Genomic DNA, 21,766 nt, shown 5'->3' on the forward strand with positions numbered 1-21,766 from the left:
TATTTATCTTTTCGGTTTTTATCCCCGCTGCAGAATATCCTGCAAAGCAGTTGAAATTGTTGGAAACTGGAAGGTAAATCCACTGTTCTCCAACCTTTCAGGTAATACCCAACGGCTTTTTAAAAGCAGCTCTGTCTCCGTGCCAATTAAAGCCGCACCTATTTCCAGTAGCCATTTGGGAGATGGTAGGCCAATTTTGCGGTTCATTACCTGTCTAAAAGTTGCCATAAAAGTCTTATTCATAATCGGGTTGGGTGCCGCACAATTGACGACACCATACAAATCCTCATGGCCTTTTAAGAACAAAATAAGCTGAAATAGATCTTCAATATGAATCCAGCTAAAATATTGCCGGCCATTTCCCTGTATTCCCCCTAGTCCGGCACGTACAAGATTTTTAAAAGGAAGGATAACCCCTCCATCCGCGCCCAAAACTATCGCCATCCGAAGTGCCACCTGTCTTGTCTTTTCCGATTTGAAGTCGAAGAAAGTCTTTTCCCATAATGTTGCAACATCAACGGAAAAACCTGTTCCGATCTCCCCCGAACTTTCTGTCATTGGACGATCTTCGGCGTGACGATAGATGGTGGCGGTACTCGCGTTTAGCCATAGTTTTGGTGGATTGGTACAGCCTGCTATGAGCTCCCCGAGAAGCGTAGTCGTTGCTGTTCGTGAAGAAAATATTTCGGCCTTATTTTTTTCGTTATACCGACAGTTGACAGATTTTCCGGCTAGATTGATTAGCATCGCTGCATTTTCCAGTGAATCGGAAATAGCGGATCGATCGGTCCAAAGGATATTGCCCCGCCGACGGCCAATGGTGATAACCTGATAGCCTAATGTACGAAATCTCTCGGAAAGATATTGTCCAACAAAACCTGTTCCTCCAGCGATGACTATTTTATTCATGGCAAGTGTATTTGCAGTCTGTTTTTATTAGGCGTTGAAGGTTGTATCCATGTTTCTTCGTTGTTTTGCAATCCGTTTGCCTCTAAAGAAGAGAAACATATTAAGAAAGAGCATTACACCAAGATATATGCTAAATCCACCGATTTTATAACTCAGACGCTCAATGAGTTCCTGAATGCTCGGCTTGTACAGGCTGATTTCAAGTATATAGAGTGCAAATCCCAAATTCATGAGGTAGAATCCGATGCGAAATAAATTATTCGTCGCATGGGCTACCTCCGGCCTACCGGCAAAGATATCATTCATGTAAACAATGCTATTTTTAAAAAGCACGTAGGCAACATAATAGGTTAATCCTATTGCAATGGGTAAGTAGATAAAGTACCCGATAACTGTTAAATTTCCCATGATATTAATGTTTAATGGTTAATGAATTCTTTCTTTTTGCGGAAAAGTAAATGCTGAGCATATTGAAGTAATGTAACCCAACAAGGACAAAAAGTAATCGTCCTGTTTTAAAGGCAATGCTGCTGATCATTTCATCAAATGATTCAATTTGTCGCCAATAACTAAATTGCAGGATTGCATATCCGATGTTGAGTAGATAATATCCCAGCAGCAATAAATTATTTGTCGTATCGGCCAAGTTGACCTCCTGGTGAAAAAGTGATCGGATGAAAATCCGACCATTTTTATGGAATAACCGACCCACCCAAAGAATAATATAACAGGTGAGCAGGCCGTAGATTGCGTACGCTAGGATATTGAAGTTCATGACGCTACATCATTAGTTTGATCAATTTGATTAATAAATCTCCGCCGCTTGTATTGAAAATCTTGTTGGCAATTGTTTCGAGTTGATCCGTCAGATTTTGGATGTCCTTTACCGTTTTATGGAACTCTTTGCCTTCTGCTGTCTGGTCCTTTTCGGTATTCCGGCTTATATCCTTTAGAACATCCATAACGGGGTCAAGCTCTTTCTGCTTACGCATCACCGCAATTTTCATCGCCCATTTTAAGACCTCTTTCTCTGCGACGAAATATTCCTTTCGATCACCAGCAATATGTTTTTTGTAGACAATACCATAATCGATCAATTGCCGGATACTCATATTGGCATTCCCGCGGGAAATCACCAACTTTTCCATAATCTCATCTGTAGACATGGGATTGCTTGCGGAAAGGAGTAGGGCATGAACCTGAGCAACAGATTTGTTGATCCCCCATTCAGAACCTAATGCGCCCCAGGTGTCTATGAACTGTTGTTTTGCTTCTTGTAATTCCATCGTACTTTTATTTTGCCAATACCTCAATTTGTTTTTATCGGACTATTGAACCGATCGGCTTTCCCATCCTTTTTGTGATTGCCTATATCAAAGGTATTTAAAGTTTTTTAATTTTCAATAATTTCTGAAAATAAAATAAGTTTAAGGATGCAAGTCACCATATCGTAATAAGAATTTGCTTTTCTTGCGGACTTTTCGATTTGTTTTAACTTTGCCTGCATTATGGCGACAACTTTGTATAATCCATTCAAACAATTTCAGTTTGATTCAGATATTTGTTTTTTAACAGGGAATAAGCTTCAGTCGGAAGAAGAATCCATTCAGGTGTTTCCTGTATGGATGATGAAATCTTTTCAATTGGAAGATAAACCTTTTAAAATGCTGGATGAGAATCTGGTTACTTACAAATCGTTGAAACTACCGTGTTCCATGGCTGCTGCTGAAGCTATTGAGCAAATGGAGCGTGCGGTAGAACAGTCGTTTGAACAAGGCTATGAAGCTGTCAAACAGTTGGATCCATTACTATTGTTTCAATGGATGACAAAAATCATCTATGGGGTGGTTTTTAATGAAATTCTTGCGGGAATTCAGCAGCAAAAAGCTTCTGGTGAAGATATGAATTTTTCTCAGGCACTCGCGCAGCGTTTTACGAATCTACATGCAATGTTACAGTCTCTGGTTGTACCGATGGAGTTTGAAAATACATTCCCATTTTCATTGGTTGTTGTACCTGTTGAGAATGCACCTGATACATTTATGTATCGTGATGAAATCAATACCTTGATCTTCTCGATCCGTATGAAGAATTTTGCTGTAGTTGCCTGTCTTCAAGATAATGCGACAAACAATATTTATCACGAGGATATTCTCAAAGTCATTGCGGGCAAAACATTACACCCGATCCAGTTTGAAGAATTGTGTGCCCGCTATTTTTATTCAGCCTACTTATTTAACCGTCTGCCAGATTATACCTATCTAAACACCCCGCAAAAAGTCTATGTTGAACCTATGCCATTAGCAGATATGTCGATGAAACCTATCTTTGATCATTGGCAAAATAAGACTTATGGCCAAGTTTTGGAAAATTTTTGGAAACCTTGGGGATTGACTTTATTCGAGATTATTAAAAATCCAGAGCATCCGATCAGTTTTCTTGTTGATGAAAAAGGGGCGTTTATTGCAGAGGTTGCTATGCCGCTCAATTAGTCCGGAGGATTTAAAGCAATAAATTATCTTATACAAGCGTTAAATGGTACGATTATGGATAGGATAGGTTATGTATTTAACGGGATTTAAGACTTTTTTTTCAATTCTACTTTTTATGGTATTGTGTACTTCCGCAGGTGCACAAGTGATTGCTAAACGGGATATTCCTGCAGACAGTATTGCACAGCACGTTGATGATTTTCCCTATTTCAAGGGCGGGGTGGTGGCCTGGTCCAGATTTTTGCAAAATAACCTGGATTTGTCGGGAACAATCAGGGCAATGGACAGTGTGGCCTATGCAAAATACGGATCTCGGCAGACGGCAATGCTGAAATTTATTGTTTGTGAAGATGGGGAGATCTGTAATATTGAAATCGAGAATCCCGATAAGGTGAGTCCCGAGTTTGCGAAGGCTGTGTTGTCCGCCATGCGCAGATCGCCGCAATGGATGCCGGGACAGGTCAAAGGAAAACCAGTTAAAACAAGATTTAGACAGCCTGTAGTAGCTGTAATTGAATAAATTTGAATAGAAAATAATCGCTAACATTTTCACCATTTATAAGATAATATGTCATTTTGGGATAAAGTCAAAAAAATTATGAACGGCGAAGAGGAAGAATCTCCGTCCGAAAAAAAAGATAAAGAAATTACTGCCGGAGGGTCTACGGTCTACCGTTATGAAGATCAATCTGATGATAAGGATCCAAAAAGCCTATTTCCGGAGGTACAATGTGTCTATCTGGATGAAATCGAGGAGCATTTGACCAAATATATTGCCGAACCCGATATGGTGTTCCATGAGATTATCTCCGAACTTGTTCATATCGATGTGCATTGGATTAAACCAAGTGCAAACTATCCATTCCATATATTGGTTACTTCGGGCATGAGTGATTTGGCCATGCATGTTCCTGATGAAGTTGAAAACAAAGAGACTTATGAGCGGGCGGAGCTGATGGTCGTGTTGCCCGCAGATTGGAAGATCGGAGAAGAGGAATTTCAGGATGACAACAATTATTGGCCGGTCTACTTTTTGAAAAGATTAGCGCGGTTTCCACATGAGTACAAAACCTGGTTGGGATATGGGCATACCATTCCCAATGGGATGGAAGCCGAAGATATTGCAAATACAGGTTTCGGTTGTATGTTGCTGCTTCCACCTATGCTAAGTTTTGATGAGGAATTTTTGGAGTTAAAAACCAAAGATGGTAATCTGATCAATTTTTATGCAATGATCCCTGTATATAAAGAAGAGATGGATTACAAACTTGAAGAGGGGACAGATGCACTCTTAGACCTGTTTGATGAGTATGGAATTTCAGAACTGGTCGATATTGACCGTCCCAATGTATGTAGAGATAGATAGTTTATAAAAAAAATAAGCAATGCTATTGGCTACATTGAAGCTTTTTAGCATTGCTTATTTTTTAGGAAATACTCTTTTCTATAATTGCTATCGTTTTATCGATATCCTCATAACTCACATTAAGGTGCGGTCTAAAACGGATACTTTTCTCTCCACAGCCTAACATAATCAGTTTATTTGCATAGGCATTTTTGATAAATTCATTGCGTGCAGCTTCCGATGCGAAATCCAATGCAACGAATAAACCCTCACCTCGTAAATTGGACAGCTGCGGTTTTTTCGCTAGCAGTTCCTGGAGCTTATCTTGTAGATAGCGCCCTTTTTCTGCTGCATTTTGAACGAGATTTTCCTGTTCTATGACTTCAAGAATTAATTTAAAGCGGAGCATATCCATAAAATCGCCACCAAATGTTGAATTGATACGACTGGATTCTTTAAAGACATGATGCTCCACCTGATCAAATTTTTCCTTACTCGCCAGTATACCACATACCTGGGCTTTTTTGCCGAAGGCAATGATATCGGGAATTACGTTGTAATGTTGGTAAGCCCACATTTTCCCCGTAATACCCAATCCGGTCTGTACTTCGTCAAAAATCAATAGGATCTGATTTTCATCACAGATTTGACGAAGCTGTACGAAAAATTCCTTTCGAAAATGGTTGTCGCCACCTTCACCCTGTATCGGTTCAATAATGATACAGGCAATATCGTTGGGGTTGGCGGCAAGGGCTTGGTGTATTTCAGAGACAGCCTTTTCCTCCAAAGTAATAGTCTGCTCAATATGTTCGCTTGTTAAGGGGTAGCTCAACTTCGGATTGGTAATGCGTGGCCAGTTGAACTTTGGAAAATAAAGGTATTTTCTGGGGTCTTGTGTATTTGTTAAGGACAGGGTATACCCGGATCTGCCATGAAAAGCCTGTTTAAAGTGAATGACCTGGCTGGCTTCCTTTTGTATTCCCTGTGCAAAATTAAGCCTTGTTTTCCAGTCGAAGGCAGCTTTTAAAGCATTTTCCACGGCGAGTGTTCCGCCTGATATGAAAAAGGCATAGGAGAGTTCTTTCGGTATGGCTACGCGGTCAAAAGTGTCGACAAAATCAGCAAACTCTTTTGGGTAAATATCAGACATGGCTGGCTTATTGACGGCCATTTTGCCTAAGAAGTCACGTTGTTTGACCAAATGTGGATGATTGTAACCCACGGCCATGGAAGCAAACATACTGAACATATCGAGGTATTCATCCCCATTTTCATCCACGACATAAGAGCCATGGGATTTTTCCATATCCATAACCAAAGGAAATCCATCGGCCAATATATGTTTGCTTAATCTTTCATGTACGTTGCTCATAATTTTGTGTGTAAATGGTTTATAAATCAAATTTGATACCTTGTGCCAACGGTAGGTCAGTCGTATAATTGATGGTATTTGTCTGACGGCGCATATAGGCTTTCCAGGCATCTGACCCAGATTCCCGACCTCCGCCAGTCTCCTTTTCGCCTCCAAAAGCACCTCCGATTTCGGCTCCTGATGTGCCGATATTGACGTTGGCGATACCGCAATCAGAGCCAGCAGCACTCAGAAATAGCTCGGCTTCCCGTAGGTTGTTCGTCATAACGGCAGAAGACAATCCCTGTGCGACGCTGTTTTGTAAGTCTATGGCCGCACTGATATCTCCCTTGTATTTGATTAAGTAAAGAATAGGGGCAAAGGTCTCATGCTGTACGATTTCATAATGATTTTCGACTTCGGCAATGACAGGCTGCACATAACAGCCACTTTCATAGCCTTTGCCTTCAAGTACCTTTCCCTTGATCAGCATTTTTCCCCCTTGTGTTTTAATTTTGTCCAGTGCGTTTAAGTATGATTTTACGGCGGCTTTGTCGATCAATGGTCCTACATGATTTTTCGTGTCCAAAGGGTCACCAATTTTTAACTGACCATAAGCTTTGGTCAGTTGTTTTTTGACATTGTCATAAATGTGCTCATGGATAATAAGTCTTCGCGTACTTGTACAGCGTTGTCCGGCTGTACCCACGGCACCAAATACAGCGCCGATGATGGTCATTTTTAAGTCTGCGTCTGGAGTAACGATGATTGCATTGTTTCCACCGAGTTCCAAAAGTGTTTTACCGAGGCGTTGTGCTACGGTGACGGCGACTTCTTTTCCCATGCGCGTGGATCCTGTTGCAGAAATCAAAGCGATGCGGTTGTCTGCCGAAAGCCACTCGCCAACTTCTCTGTCGCCCATAATGAGGTTGGATATTCCTTCGGGCAGCCCGTTGTTGTGTAGGATTTCTGCAAGTAATTTTTGGCAAGCTATGGCACATAGCGGTGTTTTTTCGCTGGGTTTCCAGACGACAGTATTGCCGCAGACCAGGGCGAGGGCGGTGTTCCATGCCCATACCGCCACCGGAAAGTTAAATGCTGTAATAATACCTACAACGCCCAAAGGGTGATATTGGTCGTACATGCGGTGCCCGGGGCGTTCCGAGTGGATGGTGTTACCATACAGTTGGCGGGATAGGCCTAACGCAAAGTCGCAGATATCGATCATCTCTTGCACTTCCCCCATGCCTTCTTGGTAAGATTTACCCATTTCATAGGAAACTAATTTTCCGAGAATGGGTTTGAGTTCACGGAGCTTGTCTCCCAATTGACGAACAATGTCGCCTCTTTTCGGGGCAGGTAGTAGGCGCCATTGTAAAAAAGCATCTCCTGCCTGCTTAATGACCGCTTCATAGTCCTTACGATTGCTGCCTTTTATTTTTGCGATGGGTTTTCCATCGACAGGTGAAATGGATTCGAATTCTTTACCTTCGGAAAACCATTGCTGTCCAGTTGATGATCCTAAATTCAGGGAAGATATTCCAAGTGTTTTAAGCGCTGATTGTATCATAATGGTTTATTTTATTCGTGGAATAGTTTAAATATATGAAATAAATTTTTTGTTGACAAGTTTGTTCTGAATATTGTTCAGTGAAAAATAATCATTATCTTAGATAAGCTAATGTAGACTATATCATGATCAAACAGATTAATATCGATTATTACCAGGTGGATGATTTATTGTCCGAAGAACATAAACTGATACGGCAGTCTGTCCGTGATTTTGTGAAAACAGAGATCAAGCCTTTCATTGAAGATGCGGCACAGGAACACCGTGCTATTGAGGGGTTGATGCCTAAATTAGGTGCAATTGGAGCTTTGGGGCCTTATATTCCTGCTGAATATGGCGGGGCGGGATTGGATCAGATTTCTTATGGCTTGATTATGCAGGAACTGGAAGCCGGTGACTCGGCAATTCGTTCGGCGGCATCGGTGCAGTCCTCTTTGGTGATGTTTCCGATTTATACCTATGGCAGCGAGGAGCAGCGTCGTAAATATTTACCGGGGTTGGCATCCGGCGAGTTGGTCGGTTCTTTTGGGCTTACTGAGCCTAATCATGGATCTGATCCGGGTGGAATGGAAACGAAATTGACGGCAAAAGGAGATGGTTTTTTATTAAATGGGGCAAAGATGTGGATTACAAATTCGCCTGTCTGTGATATTGCCGTCGTTTGGGCACGAGATGAGTCCGCAAAAGTACGGGGAGTAATTGTTGAGCGTGGAATGGCTGGTTTTGAAACTCCCGAGACCTTGCATAAGTGGTCGTTGCGCGCTTCCAAAACAGGTGAATTGGTTTTTCATGATGTTTATATCCCTGCGGAAAATGTGCTTCCTGCTGTAAATTCAATGCGTGGACCGCTTTCCTGTTTGAATTCAGCCCGCTATGGAATTTCATGGGGGGTGATCGGAGCAGCAATAGACTGTTATGAAACTGCGGTTCAATACGCGTTGGAGCGACATCAGTTTGATAAACCAATTGCTGGTTTTCAATTGCAGCAAAAGAAGTTAGCGGAATTTCTGACAGAAATTACCAAGGCGCAGTTGTTGTCGTGGCGTTTAGGGCAGCTCAAAAATGAGGGACGAGCGACGCCACAGCAAATCTCCATGGCAAAACGGAACAATGTGAATATGGCGCTACAGATAGCGCGTGAATCTAGGCAGATCCTTGGCGGAATGGGGATTGTTGGTGACTTTCCAATAATGCGGCATATGATGAACCTAGAGTCTGTAGTTACCTATGAAGGGACACATGATATTCATTTATTAATCACAGGACAGGATATTACGGGGCTGAACGCTTTTTCTTGATCATTTTCTTTGCTCCCACAGTTTCCACGGGGATTAGCTATACGATGCTTTAGTGAATAAAAATTCACTAAAGCATCGTATAGTTTGTGTAGGCTTTGCTATTGCCAAAATAAACCTTCGGTTTGTATGGCCTTATTTATTCTTAATCTCATGCTTTCGCGCTATATGAGCAATCTCCAAAACGGATAGCAGGCTAACGTTTTCATAAAAAAATGCCTATATCATGGCGATTCTGGTTGGATGCTGGGACACTTATAGGGTTATTTATGTCGTGTTCTATTTATTCGCTTTTATTTGGTTCTTCTTTAAGCAAGATTTTAATTGGTATTTAAGTAAACCCTACACCAGAATGAGAATTGATCGAGGTCTACTTTAGGCCAGTTCTGCCATCCTCTATTCCGCTGCGGTTGCAGTTCGCGGTCACCTCCTATCTCTATTATGTATATCGATGGTATTAACCGTTGCGGATCTCTGTTATTACGTTGCTTATGTTCAAATTGTATACCGATTTGTAATTAACAGCAGTATAGCACCGTTTTAACAGGGGGATAACAGGGCTTGTACCCCTGCTAACCCCCTGTTAACCCCCTGTTATCCCCCTGTAATACCCCTATTAATTAACTACAAAAGTTAGACGAAATTGGTAATAGATCCAGTGCGAAGCCTGCCTCCATACGCTATAGGATAACCTGAGGTTCTCCGAAGGCCCAATCTGGCGACCGGATCAGCTATTCCAGCCCTCCGATCACCTGTTTTACAAAAAGAATCGTGCACCGTTACAGGCAGTTAAGAACAAAATGAAATAAATAAGAACAAAAGGCTTGGAAGTTTGTTCCTAAACTCCCTATCTTTGCACCACTCCGCAAGGGAGGGACGGTTACCCCGAAAGAGGGAAACCATGAAAAAAGAAGGGTTTAAGAGAAGTCTGGCAGGATCTAAAATCCCGTTCAGTTTATTTTAAACGCGGAAATCGAAAAAAGAGGAAAGAAAAAAAAACTTCAAAAAGTTTTTGGAAGTTCGGAAAAGATTTCTACCTTTGCAGTCCCAACGGAAACGAAGGGAAAAACAAAACGATAAAGAGTGGCGCAATGCCCATCGGAATAAAGCGGATACGGAAGTTGAAGCGACAGAGTTCTTTAAGAAAACACAATCATGTAAGCGTGACGAGTAGGCAAACGAAAGTCATGAACAAATTCAAGTAATTCGTTCAATTCGATCCAAGATCAGAGATATAAAAAAAGAATTCTGATTATTATAAATAGTTGGAATCAAAAACTTCATTTTACAATGGAGAGTTTGATCCTGGCTCAGGATGAACGCTAGCGGCAGGCCTAATACATGCAAGTCGGACGGGATCCATCGGAGAGCTTGCTCGAAGATGGTGAGAGTGGCGCACGGGTGCGTAACGCGTGAGCAACCTACCTCTATCAGGGGGATAGCCTCTCGAAAGAGAGATTAACACCGCATAACATCAACAGTTCGCATGTTCAGTTGATTAAATATTTATAGGATAGAGATGGGCTCGCGTGACATTAGCTAGTTGGTAGGGTAACGGCTTACCAAGGCGACGATGTCTAGGGGCTCTGAGAGGAGAATCCCCCACACTGGTACTGAGACACGGACCAGACTCCTACGGGAGGCAGCAGTAAGGAATATTGGTCAATGGGCGGAAGCCTGAACCAGCCATGCCGCGTGCAGGATGACTGCCCTATGGGTTGTAAACTGCTTTTGTCCAGGAATAAACCTAGATACGTGTATCTAGCTGAATGTACTGGAAGAATAAGGATCGGCTAACTCCGTGCCAGCAGCCGCGGTAATACGGAGGATCCGAGCGTTATCCGGATTTATTGGGTTTAAAGGGTGCGTAGGCGGCCTATTAAGTCAGGGGTGAAATACGGTGGCTCAACCATCGCAGTGCCTTTGATACTGATGGGCTTGAATCCATTTGAAGTGGGCGGAATAAGACAAGTAGCGGTGAAATGCATAGATATGTCTTAGAACTCCGATTGCGAAGGCAGCTCACTAAGCTGGTATTGACGCTGATGCACGAAAGCGTGGGGATCGAACAGGATTAGATACCCTGGTAGTCCACGCCCTAAACGATGATAACTCGATGTTGGCGATAGACAGCCAGCGTCCAAGCGAAAGCGTTAAGTTATCCACCTGGGGAGTACGCCCGCAAGGGTGAAACTCAAAGGAATTGACGGGGGCCCGCACAAGCGGAGGAGCATGTGGTTTAATTCGATGATACGCGAGGAACCTTACCCGGGCTTGAAAGTTAGTGAAGAGTGCAGAGACGCACTCGTCCTTCGGGACACGAAACTAGGTGCTGCATGGCTGTCGTCAGCTCGTGCCGTGAGGTGTTGGGTTAAGTCCCGCAACGAGCGCAACCCCTATGTTTAGTTGCCAGCATGTAGTGGTGGGGACTCTAAACAGACTGCCTGTGCAAACAGAGAGGAAGGTGGGGACGACGTCAAGTCATCATGGCCCTTACGTCCGGGGCTACACACGTGCTACAATGGATGGTACAGCGGGCAGCTACATAGCAATATGATGCTAATCTCTAAAAGCCATTCACAGTTCGGATTGGGGTCTGCAACTCGACCCCATGAAGTTGGATTCGCTAGTAATCGCGTATCAGCAATGACGCGGTGAATACGTTCCCGGGCCTTGTACACACCGCCCGTCAAGCCATGAAAGTTGGGGGTACCTAAAGCATGTTACCGCAAGGAGCGTGTTAGGGTAAAACCGATAATTGGGGCTAAGTCGTAACAAGGTAGCCGTACCGGAAGGTGCGGCTGGAATACCTCCTTTCTAGAGTATCGAAGATCGGTGCTCGTCACGTTACATATGATTGCAGAAGAAAAAAACATCAGAAGAAAGTGCCCGCCCCTAAGGGAGCAGGACCGAGAGAAAGAGATGAACAAGATAAGCTAGTCCCGTAGCTCAGTTGGTTAGAGCACTACACTGATAATGTAGGGGTCAGCAGTTCAAATCTGCTCGGGACTACGAAAACGTTTGGGGAATTAGCTCAGCTGGCTAGAGCACCTGCCTTGCACGCAGGGGGTCAACGGTTCGAATCCGTTATTCTCCACGTCTCCGGGGAAGTGTATAGCGATATACTTCATATATACCGGAAAAAGAGTTCTTTGACATATTGAAAGAGAAAAAAATTACAAGAGAAGACAACAGTATAGAGACAATACGTGTATGTGTTCGATGTAGAGAGGAGACCCTCGGTGAATGCCGAACGAATCTTTACGTAGCATACGGGTATATATATCAAAAGCAGCCGCATAGTAGCAAAAGGCTATGCCGGTGAAGAAAGTAAATAAGGGCACACGGGGGATGCCTAGGCTCTCAGAGGCGAAGAAGGACGTGATAAGCTGCGATAAGCTTTGGGGATTGGCAAATGCGACTTGATCCAGAGATTTCCGAATGGGGCAACCTGACTATTTGAAGAATAGTCGTATAAAACGCGAACGCGCTGAACTGAAACATCTAAGTAGGCGTAGGAGAAGAAAATAACAATGATTTCCCAAGTAGTGGCGAGCGAACGGGAAAGAGCCCAAACCGATCATGTTACGGCATGGTCGGGGTTGTAGGACCACGACATTGTACAGCGCTATGAACTGGAAGCAGGTGGGAAACTGCGCGACAAGGGTGAGAGCCCCGTACAGGTAAAGAATGTTGACATAGTGGTATCCTGAGTACCGCGGGACCGGAGAAATCCTGTGGGAATCCACCAGCACCATCTGGTAAGGCTAAATACTCCTGAGAGACCGATAGTGAACCAGTACCGTGAGGGAAAGGTGAAAAGAACCCCGAACAGGGGAGTGAAAAGAACCTGAAACCGTGTGCTTACAAGCGGTTGGAGCAGGCAGGTCCTGTGACAGCGTGCCTTTTGCATAATGAGCCTACGAGTTACTCTTGTCTGGCAAGGTTAAGTCCTTCAGGGACGCAGCCGAAGCGAAAGCGAGTCTTAATAGGGCGCATAGTCAGATGAGGTAGACGCGAAACCTTGTGATCTACCCTTGGGCAGGTTGAAGTTGCAGTAACATGTAATGGAGGACCGAACCGATAAACGTTGAAAAGTTTCCGGATGACCTGAGGGTAGGGGTGAAAGGCCAATCAAACTGGGAAATAGCTCGTACTCCCCGAAATGTTTTTAGGAACAGCGTCGGCGTAGAGTTTGATAGAGGTAGAGCTACCGATTGGGTGCGGGGGAGTCAAATCCTACCAAATCCAGACGAACTCCGAATGCTATCAAATATAGCCGGCAGTGAGGCTTTGGGTGCTAAGGTCCAAGGCCGAGAGGGAAAGAACCCAGACCATCAGCTAAGGTCCCCAAATCCGTTCTAAGTTGAACTAACGAGGTCCGGTTGCCCAGACAGCTAGGATGTTGGCTTGGAAGCAGCCATTCATTTAAAGAGTGCGTAACAGCTCACTAGTCGAGCGGCCGGGCGTGGATAATAAACGGGCATCAAGAACGGTACCGAAGCTATGGATTTGTACTGAAAGATGTACATCTGGTAGGGGAGCATTCCATCGCCGGAGAAGCAGTTTGGCAATGAACTGTGGAGGTTATGGAAAAGCAAATGTAGGCATAAGTAACGATAAGGCGGGTGAGAAACCCGCCCACCGAAAGACCAAGGTTTCCTGATCAACGTTAATCGGATCAGGGTCAGTCGGGACCTAAGGCGCACCCGAAGGGGGCAAGCCGATGGACAACTGGTTAATATTCCAGTACTCTTCATAACTGCGATGTGGTGACGGAGTAGTGACACTGCCGCGAACTGACGGAATAGTTCGTTGAAAGGCGTAGGTATAGGGACGGTAGGCAAATCCGCCGACCCTGCTGAAACCCAATAGTACAGCAAAGCTCCGGTGGCGCTGATAGAGCAGGTAAACAGACTTCCAAGAAAACCCGCTAAGCTTCAGGTTATGAAGACCCGTACCGCAAACCGACACAGGTGGTCGAGGAGAGAATCCTAAGGTGCTCGAGTGAGTCATGGCTAAGGAACTCGGCAAAATGGCCCTGTAACTTCGGGAGAAGGGGCGCTGTCTCGTAAGAGCAGCCGCAGTGAAAAGGCCCAGGCGACTGTTTAACAAAAACATATGGCTTTGCAAAATCGCAAGATGAAGTATAAGGCCTGACACCTGCCCGGTGCTGGAAGGTTAAGAGGGGATGTCATCGCAAGAGAAGCATTGAATCGAAGCCCCAGTAAACGGCGGCCGTAACTATAACGGTCCTAAGGTAGCGAAATTCCTTGTCGGGTAAGTTCCGACCTGCACGAATGGTGTAACGATCTGGGCGCTGTCTCAGCCATGAGCTCGGTGAAATTGTGGTATCGGTGAAGACGCCGATTACCCGCAACGGGACGGAAAGACCCCATGCACCTTCACTATAGCTTAACATTGAGATTGGGTACAGGATGTGTAGGATAGGCGGGAGATGTTGAAGTGGCTTCGCCAGGAGTCATGGAATCAACCTTGAAATACCGCCCTTTCTGTATTCGGTTTCTAACTCCCTTATGGGGAGGACATTGTTTGGTGGGTAGTTTGACTGGGGTGGTCGCCTCCAAAAAGGTAACGGAGGCTTTCAAAGGTAAGCTCAGTACGCTTGGTAACCGTACGTGGAGTGCAATGGCATAAGCTTGCTTGACTGTGAGACCGACAAGTCGAACAGGGTCGAAAGACGGACATAGTGATCCGGTGGTTCTGTATGGAAGGGCCATCGCTCAAAGGATAAAAGGTACGCTGGGGATAACAGGCTGATCTCCCCCAAGAGCTCATATCGACGGGGAGGTTTGGCACCTCGATGTCGGCTCGTCACATCCTGGGGCTGGAGAAGGTCCCAAGGGTTGGGCTGTTCGCCCATTAAAGTGGCACGCGAGCTGGGTTCAGAACGTCGCGAGACAGTTCGGTCCCTATCTGTTGTGGGCGTTGGAAGTTTGAGTGGATCTGACCTTAGTACGAGAGGACCGGGTTGGACAGACCTCTGGTGAACCTGTTATGCCGCCAGGTGTACGGCAGGGTAGCTACGTCTGGAATAGATAAGCGCTGAAAGCATCTAAGTGCGAAACTAGCCACGAGATGAGACTTCCTTATAGGGTCGTAGAAGATGACTACGTTGATAGGCCATAGGTGTAAAGGTTGAGAGACCAAAGCCAAGTGGTACTAATAGCCCGAAGCTTTCTCAAGCAGACAGACACTGTTGTCTTCCTCTTTAATTTTTGAAACATACAGGAAACGAACCTCTTTCAATACATATGTCAGTTGGCATGAAAAACATGATATGAATATCATAGATCATCCAATAAAGATTTTTAGGTGCCTATATCGGCGGTGTCTACCTCTTCCCATTCCGAACAGAGCAGTCAAGCCCGCCAGAGCCGATGGTATTGCCGTAACAGGTGGGAGAGTAGGTCGGTGCCTTTTTTTACACGGAAGCCCTTGCTGGAAACAGTCAAGGGCTTCTTTCGTTTAAGTACTTCCATGGCCATTACACTTCGGCCACTGACCATCACTGCCTTTCCTCCGTCTATCGGTTCTCGCAGCACAGGACCGTCGGTGAGCCCGGTCCATCGGCAGCTGTTCCGAAACCTCCGCTATCCTGCAGCTTTCACTGTGCTCCGGTGATATGGAGCATCCTCGTAGCCAAGGGGAATTGTAATCCAGTGGACAGCACTCATACAACCTTCACTGATCGTATCAAATCCTATTACTTTTTACCTGTATCCTATAGCTGCATATCAATTGGTCTTGCAGTAGCTACTTATAATACTGTATATGCTATCCGACTGTTGGGAAGTATACCGGTAGTGGTTACAGATATAGCTACCAGAATTACACACTATACAGCTATTCTGTACTATTATTAAACTTTATGGGCAAATATCATTAACAACATGACTATGATCTTTTTATGTACACTTTACAGTCAGGAACGTAATATAACATTATACCTGCAGCTATACCTCTGTGTAGTTACAATTGTATAACGCTAGCAAATGCAGCTCGATATTCCCTGCTAGAGTAACCGATTATAATGGGCTTATCCTATCAGGGATTTCATTATTGAAAACTTTGTGGCTGATGAATATCGATTGAAAAACAACGAAGATAAAAAATTAAGCAATCGTTTGTGTAGATTAAGCAAACGATTGCTTTCAAGTTTCATTTTTTATTTAGAAAAAAGTGTTATATTATTGTTATAGAGATTAAGTTCTTACATAAGAACCAAATATAAATCCAATCCAAAAGGATTTTTCTATTGACTGTTTAGTTTGTTTTAAAATAGGTGATTTTTTAGAGGGACCAATTGGTCCCTTTAAATTTATATGAACTTTAAATTATGGATTCTAGAAGAGATTTTCTAAAAAAGGCCGGAATATTGTCATCACTGGCTGTTTCACTCCCTACTTTGGTCAATGCCAATACGGCAGCAGAGTCGTTTAATATGTGTGGCTATGCAGCTCCAAAAATTGATAAAGTCAGAGTAGCAGTGATTGGACTGGGCATGCGCGGTCCTGGTGCTGTTGAACGGTTGTCCTTCATTGAGGGATGCGAAATTGTCGCACTTTGCGACAAACATCCAGATCGGGTTGAACGCGCAACAAAAATCGTTACATCGAAAGGTCTAACAGCTCCGAAAGCATATTCAGGTGAAGATGGCTGGAAATCCTTGTTGAAGGAAGAGAAACTCGATCTGGTCTATATTTGTACGCCTTGGGATTATCATACTCCAATGAGTATTGCCGCGATGAAAGCGGGTAATCACGTGGCTTGTGAAGTGCCGATTGCTTTGACGATCAAAGATTGTTGGGAGGTCGTGAAGACATCTGAAGCGACTAAAAAGCATTGTATGATGTTGGAAAATTGCTGTTATGATTTCTTCGAAATGCTGACATTGAATATGGTACGCCAAGGCTTGTTTGGCGAACTCGTCCATGCCGAAGGTGCTTATATTCACGATTTGCTGGATCTTAATTTTGCAAAGAATGGCTATGATAACATGTGGCGCCTGAGAGAAAATATAAAATTAAATGGAAATCTATACCCTACTCATGGACTTGGGCCTGTGGCACAATGCTTAAATATCAATAGAGGGGATAAGATGGATCATCTTGTGGCAATGTCTTCCAATGATTTTATGATGGGAGAAAAAGCAAAAGAGCTAGCGGCCAAGGATTCTTTTTTCCAGGAATTTGTCGGAAAGAAATACCGTGGTAATATGAATACAACGCTTATCCGCACCGCAAAAGGAAAAACGATTATGCTGCAGCATGATGTCACTTCTCCTAGACCTTACTCTAGATTACATACACTAAGTGGAACCAAAGGGTTTGCACAAAAGTATCCTACGGAGAATATTGCTTTTGGCCATGAATTCATTACAGAACAGAAATTAAAAGAACTGTACGATAAATACACACCAGAATTGGTGAAATATATTGGTGAGCAGGCAAAACAGGTTGGTGGACACGGTGGGATGGATTTTATGATGGACTGGCGTCTGATTGACTGTTTGCGCAACGGATTACCTTTGGACCAGGATGTCTATGATGCTGCTTCATGGAGCTGTATCGTGCCATTGAGTTTCGAATCTGTAGAAAAGAACTGTAAAACAGTTGATGTACCGGATTTCACAAAGGGTGCATGGAAAAATAATACGCCGGTAGAAATCACGTTAAAAGGCGGTGGAAATACGCCTATTCGTGCTAGATCAGCGAAAAAAGAAAATATACAATTGGGCGTATAGTCCGCTTATATAAAATGACTTATTGAAGGGGAACTTTTTATTGTTCCCCTTTTATGTTTATCTTTAATTATGTTATTCAATCTGACTCTAATGACCTGTTTATCGTTATTTTCCACCAAGGATACACTTTCCTGTTGTGTCGGGGAAAATATACCTACGCGCGCAGGTATGATAAAATCCCAAATTGCTCAGTTAAAAAGTAAGACTACAGACAAGATGATATTAGTCGAAGGGGGCAAATTTTTGATGGGAAGTTCGAATTTTGAAGATAGTAAGCCTTTACATCAGGTGCAACTGAATTCATTTTATATGGACGAACATGAGGTCACAAATGCACAGTTTGCGCAGTTTGTAAAGGAGACGGGCTACGTTACAGTAGCTGAACGGGAACTGGATCCGAAAGACTTTCCAGGGGTAGATCCCAAGATGTTAGTCCCGGGATCGGCTGTGTTTTCTAAACCCAAAGAACTCAATTCCTTAAATAATTACCTGATGTGGTGGGAGTATGTCCCCGGAGCAAACTGGCAACATCCCGAGGGACCGAATAGCTCGATAAAGGATAAAATGAATTATCCGGTTGTTCAGGTTGCCTATGAAGATGCAGCAGCTTACGCGAAATGGGCAGGCAAACGATTACCTACAGAAGCGGAATGGGAATATGCGGCTAGAGGGCGTAAAGATGCAAACGATGACTTGTATTATTGGGGCAAGGACTTGAAGCCTAATGGTAAATGGACCGCTAATATTTACCAGGGAAAGTTTCCTGTACAAGATTCAAAGGAAGATGGCTTTGAGGGGACTGCGCCTGTAAAATCATTTCAGGCAAATGCGTTGGGACTGTACGATATGGAAGGGAATGTGTGGGAATGGTGTGCTGATTTTTATAGACCCGATTATTATCAGCATAGTACAACTGCTAACCCCAAAGGACCACAAGATTCTTATGATCCGCAGGAACCAAATCTTGAAAAACGCGTTCAGCGGGGCGGGTCATTTCTTTGCAATGATCAATATTGCGAAAGGTATAAAGCCGGAAGCAGAGGAAAAGGGGAGGTCAACAGTCCTACAAATAATGTTGGGTTCCGCTGTGTAAAAGATATAAAATAGAAAAGGCTTGCATTTGCAAGCCTTTTCTATTTTATTGATATGTCTTATTGTGCATTCAAAAACATTGATTTTTGATTGTACAATTCTCTGAAATAAGGATCTTGAAGATCTTTGATAAAGCGAATTGCTTCACCAGTTGATTTCATCTCAGGGCCTAATTGCTTGTCTACTTCAGGGAATTTATTGAAAGAGAATACAGGTTCTTTAATCGCGTATCCTTTCAGCTTACGTTCGATCGTAAAGTCTTTCAATTTATTAACACCCAACATGACTTTAGTTGCAATATTGATGTAAGGAACATCATAAGCTTTAGCGATGAAAGGAACCGTACGTGATGCACGTGGATTAGCCTCGATAACATATACATTTTCACCTTTTACAGCAAACTGAATGTTTAATAGACCTCTTACGTTCAATGCTTTTGCTAATTTAATGGAGTATTCTTCCATTTTATCCTGAACAGCTTGTGATAGGCCAAATGGAGGCAACACAGCTGAAGAGTCTCCTGAGTGGATACCAGCAGGTTCAATATGTTCCATCATACCAATGATGTGTACATCTTCACCATCACAGATTGAATCTGATTCAGCTTCTTCTGCACGATCCAAGAAGTGGTCGATCAGGATATGGTTTCCAGGAAGGTTTTTCAACAAGTTGACAACAGCTTTTTCTAAATCTTCATCGTTGATAACAATGCTCATGCCTTGTCCACCCAATACGTAAGAAGGACGAACCAATACTGGATATCCAACTTCGTTTGCAACTTGTAATGCTTCTTCTGCTGAAGTTGCTACACCGTATCTTGGATATGGAATTTCCAATTCTTTCAATAGATCGGAGAAACGGCCACGGTCTTCTGCCAAGTCCATATTCTCAAATGAAGTACCGATGATTTTTACGCCAAGTTGCTCTAGACGCTCAGCCATTTTAAGAGCCGTTTGTCCACCCAACTGAACGATAACACCTTCTGGTTTTTCTAATTCGATGATCTCACGTACATGCTCCCAGAATACGGGCTCGAAGTATAATTTGTCAGCCATATTGAAGTCTGTCGACACAGTCTCTGGGTTACAGTTAACCATAATCGCTTCGTAACCAGATTCTTTAGCTGCCAATAAACCGTGTACACACGAGTAATCGAACTCGATACCCTGACCGATACGGTTAGGACCTGAACCTAAAACGATGATTTTCTTTCTGTCTGAAGAGATCGATTCGTTTTCTTCTTCGAATGTCGAATAGTAGTATGGTGTTTGTGCAGGGAATTCTGCAGCACAAGTATCGACCATTTTGTAAACCCGGTTGATACCTAGCTCCTTACGACGATCGTAAACTTGATCCTCTGTTACATTTCCTAGTAACCATGCGATTTGTACATCTGAATAACCTTTTTGTTTTAAGGTCATGAAGAAATCGCGTGGAATATTATTCAATTGATAACGACGTAATTCTTGCTCAAGGTGTACCAACTCTTGGATCTGTACTAAGAACCATTTGTCGATACGTGTTGCCTTACGGATAGATTCCAAAGGAACGCCTAATTCGAAAGCATCTTTGATATGGAATAAACGGTCACCACTTGGATGTTCCAAACTATCCATGATTTCGTCAAGGTTTCTCCATTGACGACCGTCAGCACCTAAACCAGCGCGGCCAGTCTCCAATGATTGACATGCTTTTTGTAAAGCTTCGATAAATGTACGGCCGATTGCCATTACTTCACCTACTGCTTTCATCTGTAGACCTAATTCCTTGTTTGCTCCTTTGAATTTATCGAAGTTGAAACGAGGGATCTTAACGATCACATAGTCCAATGTTGGTTCAAAATATGCGGATGTTGTCTTTGTGATCTGATTTTGCAATTCATCCAAGTTGTAACCAATCGCCAATTTAGCTGCAATCTTCGCAATTGGATAACCCGTTGCTTTCGATGCTAAAGCCGAAGAGCGTGATACACGTGGATTGATTTCGATGGCAATAATTTCTTCGTTTTCCGGGTTTACAGAGAACTGAACGTTACAACCACCTGCAAATGTACCAATTGAACGCATCATCAGAATAGCCTGATTACGCATATCTTGATAACATTTGTCTGACAATGTCATGCCTGGTGCAACAGTGATTGAGTCTCCAGTGTGGATACCCATTGGATCAAAGTTTTCAATGGTACAGATGATGATAACATTGTCGTTGGTATCACGAAGTAATTCCAACTCAAATTCTTTCCAGCCCAATACCGCTTGCTCTACCAAAACTTCGTGTGTTGGTGAAGCGTGTAAACCTCTATTTAAGGCCGCATCAAAATCTTCTTTTCTGTGAACAAATCCACCTCCTGTACCTGCAAGAGTATAAGATGGACGTATAACAAGCGGATAGCCAATTTCTTGTGCCGCTTCTTTACCTTCAAGGAATGAGTTTGCAATTTTGGATGTTGCAACGCCCACACCGATATCAACCATTAATTGACGGAATTCTTCACGGTTTTCAGTTTTTTCAATGGCAGCAACATCAACACCGATAACTTTTACGTTGTATTTTTCCCAAAGACCTAGGTTAGAAGCTTCGATACATAAGTTCAAAGCTGTCTGGCCACCCATGGTAGGAAGTACAGCGTCAATGTTGTGTTTTTGCAAAATTTCTTCAATACTTTCGCATGTTAATGGAAGTAAGTAGACATTGTCTGCAACAACTTTGTCCGTCATGATTGTTGCAGGGTTTGAGTTGATGATGGATACTTCAATACCTTCTTCTTTCAATGAAAGGGATGCTTGAGATCCAGAATAATCAAATTCACAAGCTTGACCGATAACGATGGGACCTGATCCGATGATTAAAACCGACTTAATGGAAGTGTTTCTTGGCATTATATCTAGTTCAAAAAATTAAATTTCCTATTGTAAATCTGAGCAAAGACAATCAAAAGTAGCTCA

13 protein-coding genes, 2 tRNA genes and 3 rRNA genes are annotated in these 21,766 nt (G+C 43.3%); 11 read left to right on the top strand and 7 right to left on the bottom strand.

Annotated features, from left to right (window positions below; genetic code table 11):
• Positions 1 to 18: 18 nt before the first annotated feature.
• The 4 genes from ACLCDV_RS02880 to ACLCDV_RS02895 are packed head-to-tail and all read right to left on the bottom strand — an operon-like array spanning position 19 to position 2,195.
• On the bottom strand, positions 19 to 909 hold the full coding sequence (locus ACLCDV_RS02880; RefSeq protein ID WP_411972875.1) for a TIGR01777 family oxidoreductase: 891 nt from the start codon (positions 907 to 909) through the stop codon (positions 19 to 21).
• A 27-nt stretch (positions 910 to 936) separates the two neighbouring features.
• Positions 937 to 1,317: a hypothetical protein gene (locus ACLCDV_RS02885; RefSeq protein ID WP_075990933.1), complete on the bottom strand. Its 381-nt coding sequence runs from the start codon at positions 1,315 to 1,317 to the stop codon at positions 937 to 939.
• Positions 1,318 to 1,321: 4 nt separating this feature from the next.
• On the bottom strand, positions 1,322 to 1,684 hold the full coding sequence (locus ACLCDV_RS02890) for a hypothetical protein (protein ID WP_333576948.1): 363 nt from the start codon (positions 1,682 to 1,684) through the stop codon (positions 1,322 to 1,324).
• Between the two features lie 4 nt (positions 1,685 to 1,688).
• On the bottom strand, positions 1,689 to 2,195 hold the full coding sequence (locus tag ACLCDV_RS02895; RefSeq protein WP_411972876.1) for a GbsR/MarR family transcriptional regulator: 507 nt from the start codon (positions 2,193 to 2,195) through the stop codon (positions 1,689 to 1,691).
• 222 nt (positions 2,196 to 2,417) lie between these two features.
• Between ACLCDV_RS02895 and ACLCDV_RS02900 the strand changes: the two genes are divergently transcribed.
• From ACLCDV_RS02900 to ACLCDV_RS02910, 3 genes are all read left to right on the top strand, one after another.
• On the top strand, positions 2,418 to 3,401 hold the full coding sequence (locus tag ACLCDV_RS02900; protein WP_317668515.1) for a hypothetical protein: 984 nt from the start codon (positions 2,418 to 2,420) through the stop codon (positions 3,399 to 3,401).
• A 115-nt stretch (positions 3,402 to 3,516) separates the two neighbouring features.
• Positions 3,517 to 3,921: an energy transducer TonB gene (locus tag ACLCDV_RS02905; protein ID WP_317668514.1), complete on the top strand. Its 405-nt coding sequence runs from the start codon at positions 3,517 to 3,519 to the stop codon at positions 3,919 to 3,921.
• A gap of 78 nt (positions 3,922 to 3,999) precedes the next feature.
• A complete protein-coding gene (locus ACLCDV_RS02910) occupies positions 4,000 to 4,767 on the top strand; it encodes a suppressor of fused domain protein (protein ID WP_411972877.1) in 768 nt (255 codons plus the stop codon).
• A 61-nt stretch (positions 4,768 to 4,828) separates the two neighbouring features.
• Here the strand turns inward: ACLCDV_RS02910 and lat are convergent, their stop codons facing one another.
• Complete coding sequence (gene lat, locus ACLCDV_RS02915; RefSeq protein ID WP_343571347.1) at positions 4,829 to 6,118, bottom strand: L-lysine 6-transaminase; 1,290 nt, start codon at positions 6,116 to 6,118, stop codon at positions 4,829 to 4,831.
• A gap of 19 nt (positions 6,119 to 6,137) precedes the next feature.
• Positions 6,138 to 7,667: an aldehyde dehydrogenase family protein gene (locus tag ACLCDV_RS02920; protein ID WP_411972878.1), complete on the bottom strand. Its 1,530-nt coding sequence runs from the start codon at positions 7,665 to 7,667 to the stop codon at positions 6,138 to 6,140.
• Between the two features lie 125 nt (positions 7,668 to 7,792).
• On the opposite strand from ACLCDV_RS02920, the gene ACLCDV_RS02925 reads away from it, so the two are divergent.
• The 8 genes from ACLCDV_RS02925 (at position 7,793) to ACLCDV_RS02960 (ending at position 18,836) form a co-directional block, all read left to right on the top strand.
• The gene (locus ACLCDV_RS02925; protein WP_411972879.1) at positions 7,793 to 8,965 is read left to right on the top strand and encodes an acyl-CoA dehydrogenase family protein; all 1,173 of its coding nucleotides are present in this window, start codon (positions 7,793 to 7,795) and stop codon (positions 8,963 to 8,965) included.
• A 1,284-nt stretch (positions 8,966 to 10,249) separates the two neighbouring features.
• A 16S ribosomal RNA gene (locus ACLCDV_RS02930) occupies positions 10,250 to 11,779 on the top strand.
• Between the two features lie 121 nt (positions 11,780 to 11,900).
• Positions 11,901 to 11,974 (top strand) — tRNA-Ile (locus tag ACLCDV_RS02935).
• Positions 11,975 to 11,985: 11 nt separating this feature from the next.
• Positions 11,986 to 12,059, top strand: a tRNA-Ala gene (locus ACLCDV_RS02940).
• A 227-nt stretch (positions 12,060 to 12,286) separates the two neighbouring features.
• Positions 12,287 to 15,168, top strand: a 23S ribosomal RNA gene (locus ACLCDV_RS02945).
• Positions 15,169 to 15,294: 126 nt separating this feature from the next.
• Positions 15,295 to 15,406: ribosomal RNA gene (gene rrf / locus ACLCDV_RS02950) — 5S ribosomal RNA — on the top strand.
• Together the 16S, 23S and 5S rRNA genes with 2 tRNA genes alongside form the textbook arrangement of a ribosomal RNA operon.
• 916 nt (positions 15,407 to 16,322) lie before the next feature.
• Positions 16,323 to 17,729 carry a Gfo/Idh/MocA family protein gene (locus ACLCDV_RS02955; protein ID WP_236590176.1) on the top strand — a complete coding sequence of 469 codons (1,407 nt, stop codon included), beginning with the start codon at positions 16,323 to 16,325 and terminating at the stop codon, positions 17,727 to 17,729.
• 216 nt (positions 17,730 to 17,945) lie between these two features.
• Positions 17,946 to 18,836, top strand: a complete 891-nt coding sequence (locus ACLCDV_RS02960) for a formylglycine-generating enzyme family protein (RefSeq protein ID WP_245972924.1) — start codon at positions 17,946 to 17,948, stop codon at positions 18,834 to 18,836.
• Between the two features lie 44 nt (positions 18,837 to 18,880).
• Here the strand turns inward: ACLCDV_RS02960 and carB are convergent, their stop codons facing one another.
• A complete protein-coding gene (gene carB, locus ACLCDV_RS02965) occupies positions 18,881 to 21,700 on the bottom strand; it encodes a carbamoyl-phosphate synthase large subunit (protein WP_075990945.1) in 2,820 nt (939 codons plus the stop codon).
• Positions 21,701 to 21,766 lie beyond the last annotated feature (66 nt).

It is taken from the genome of Sphingobacterium sp. Lzh-3, assembly GCF_046764375.1.
In the GTDB taxonomy this organism is placed as follows: Bacteria; Bacteroidota; Bacteroidia; order Sphingobacteriales; family Sphingobacteriaceae; genus Sphingobacterium.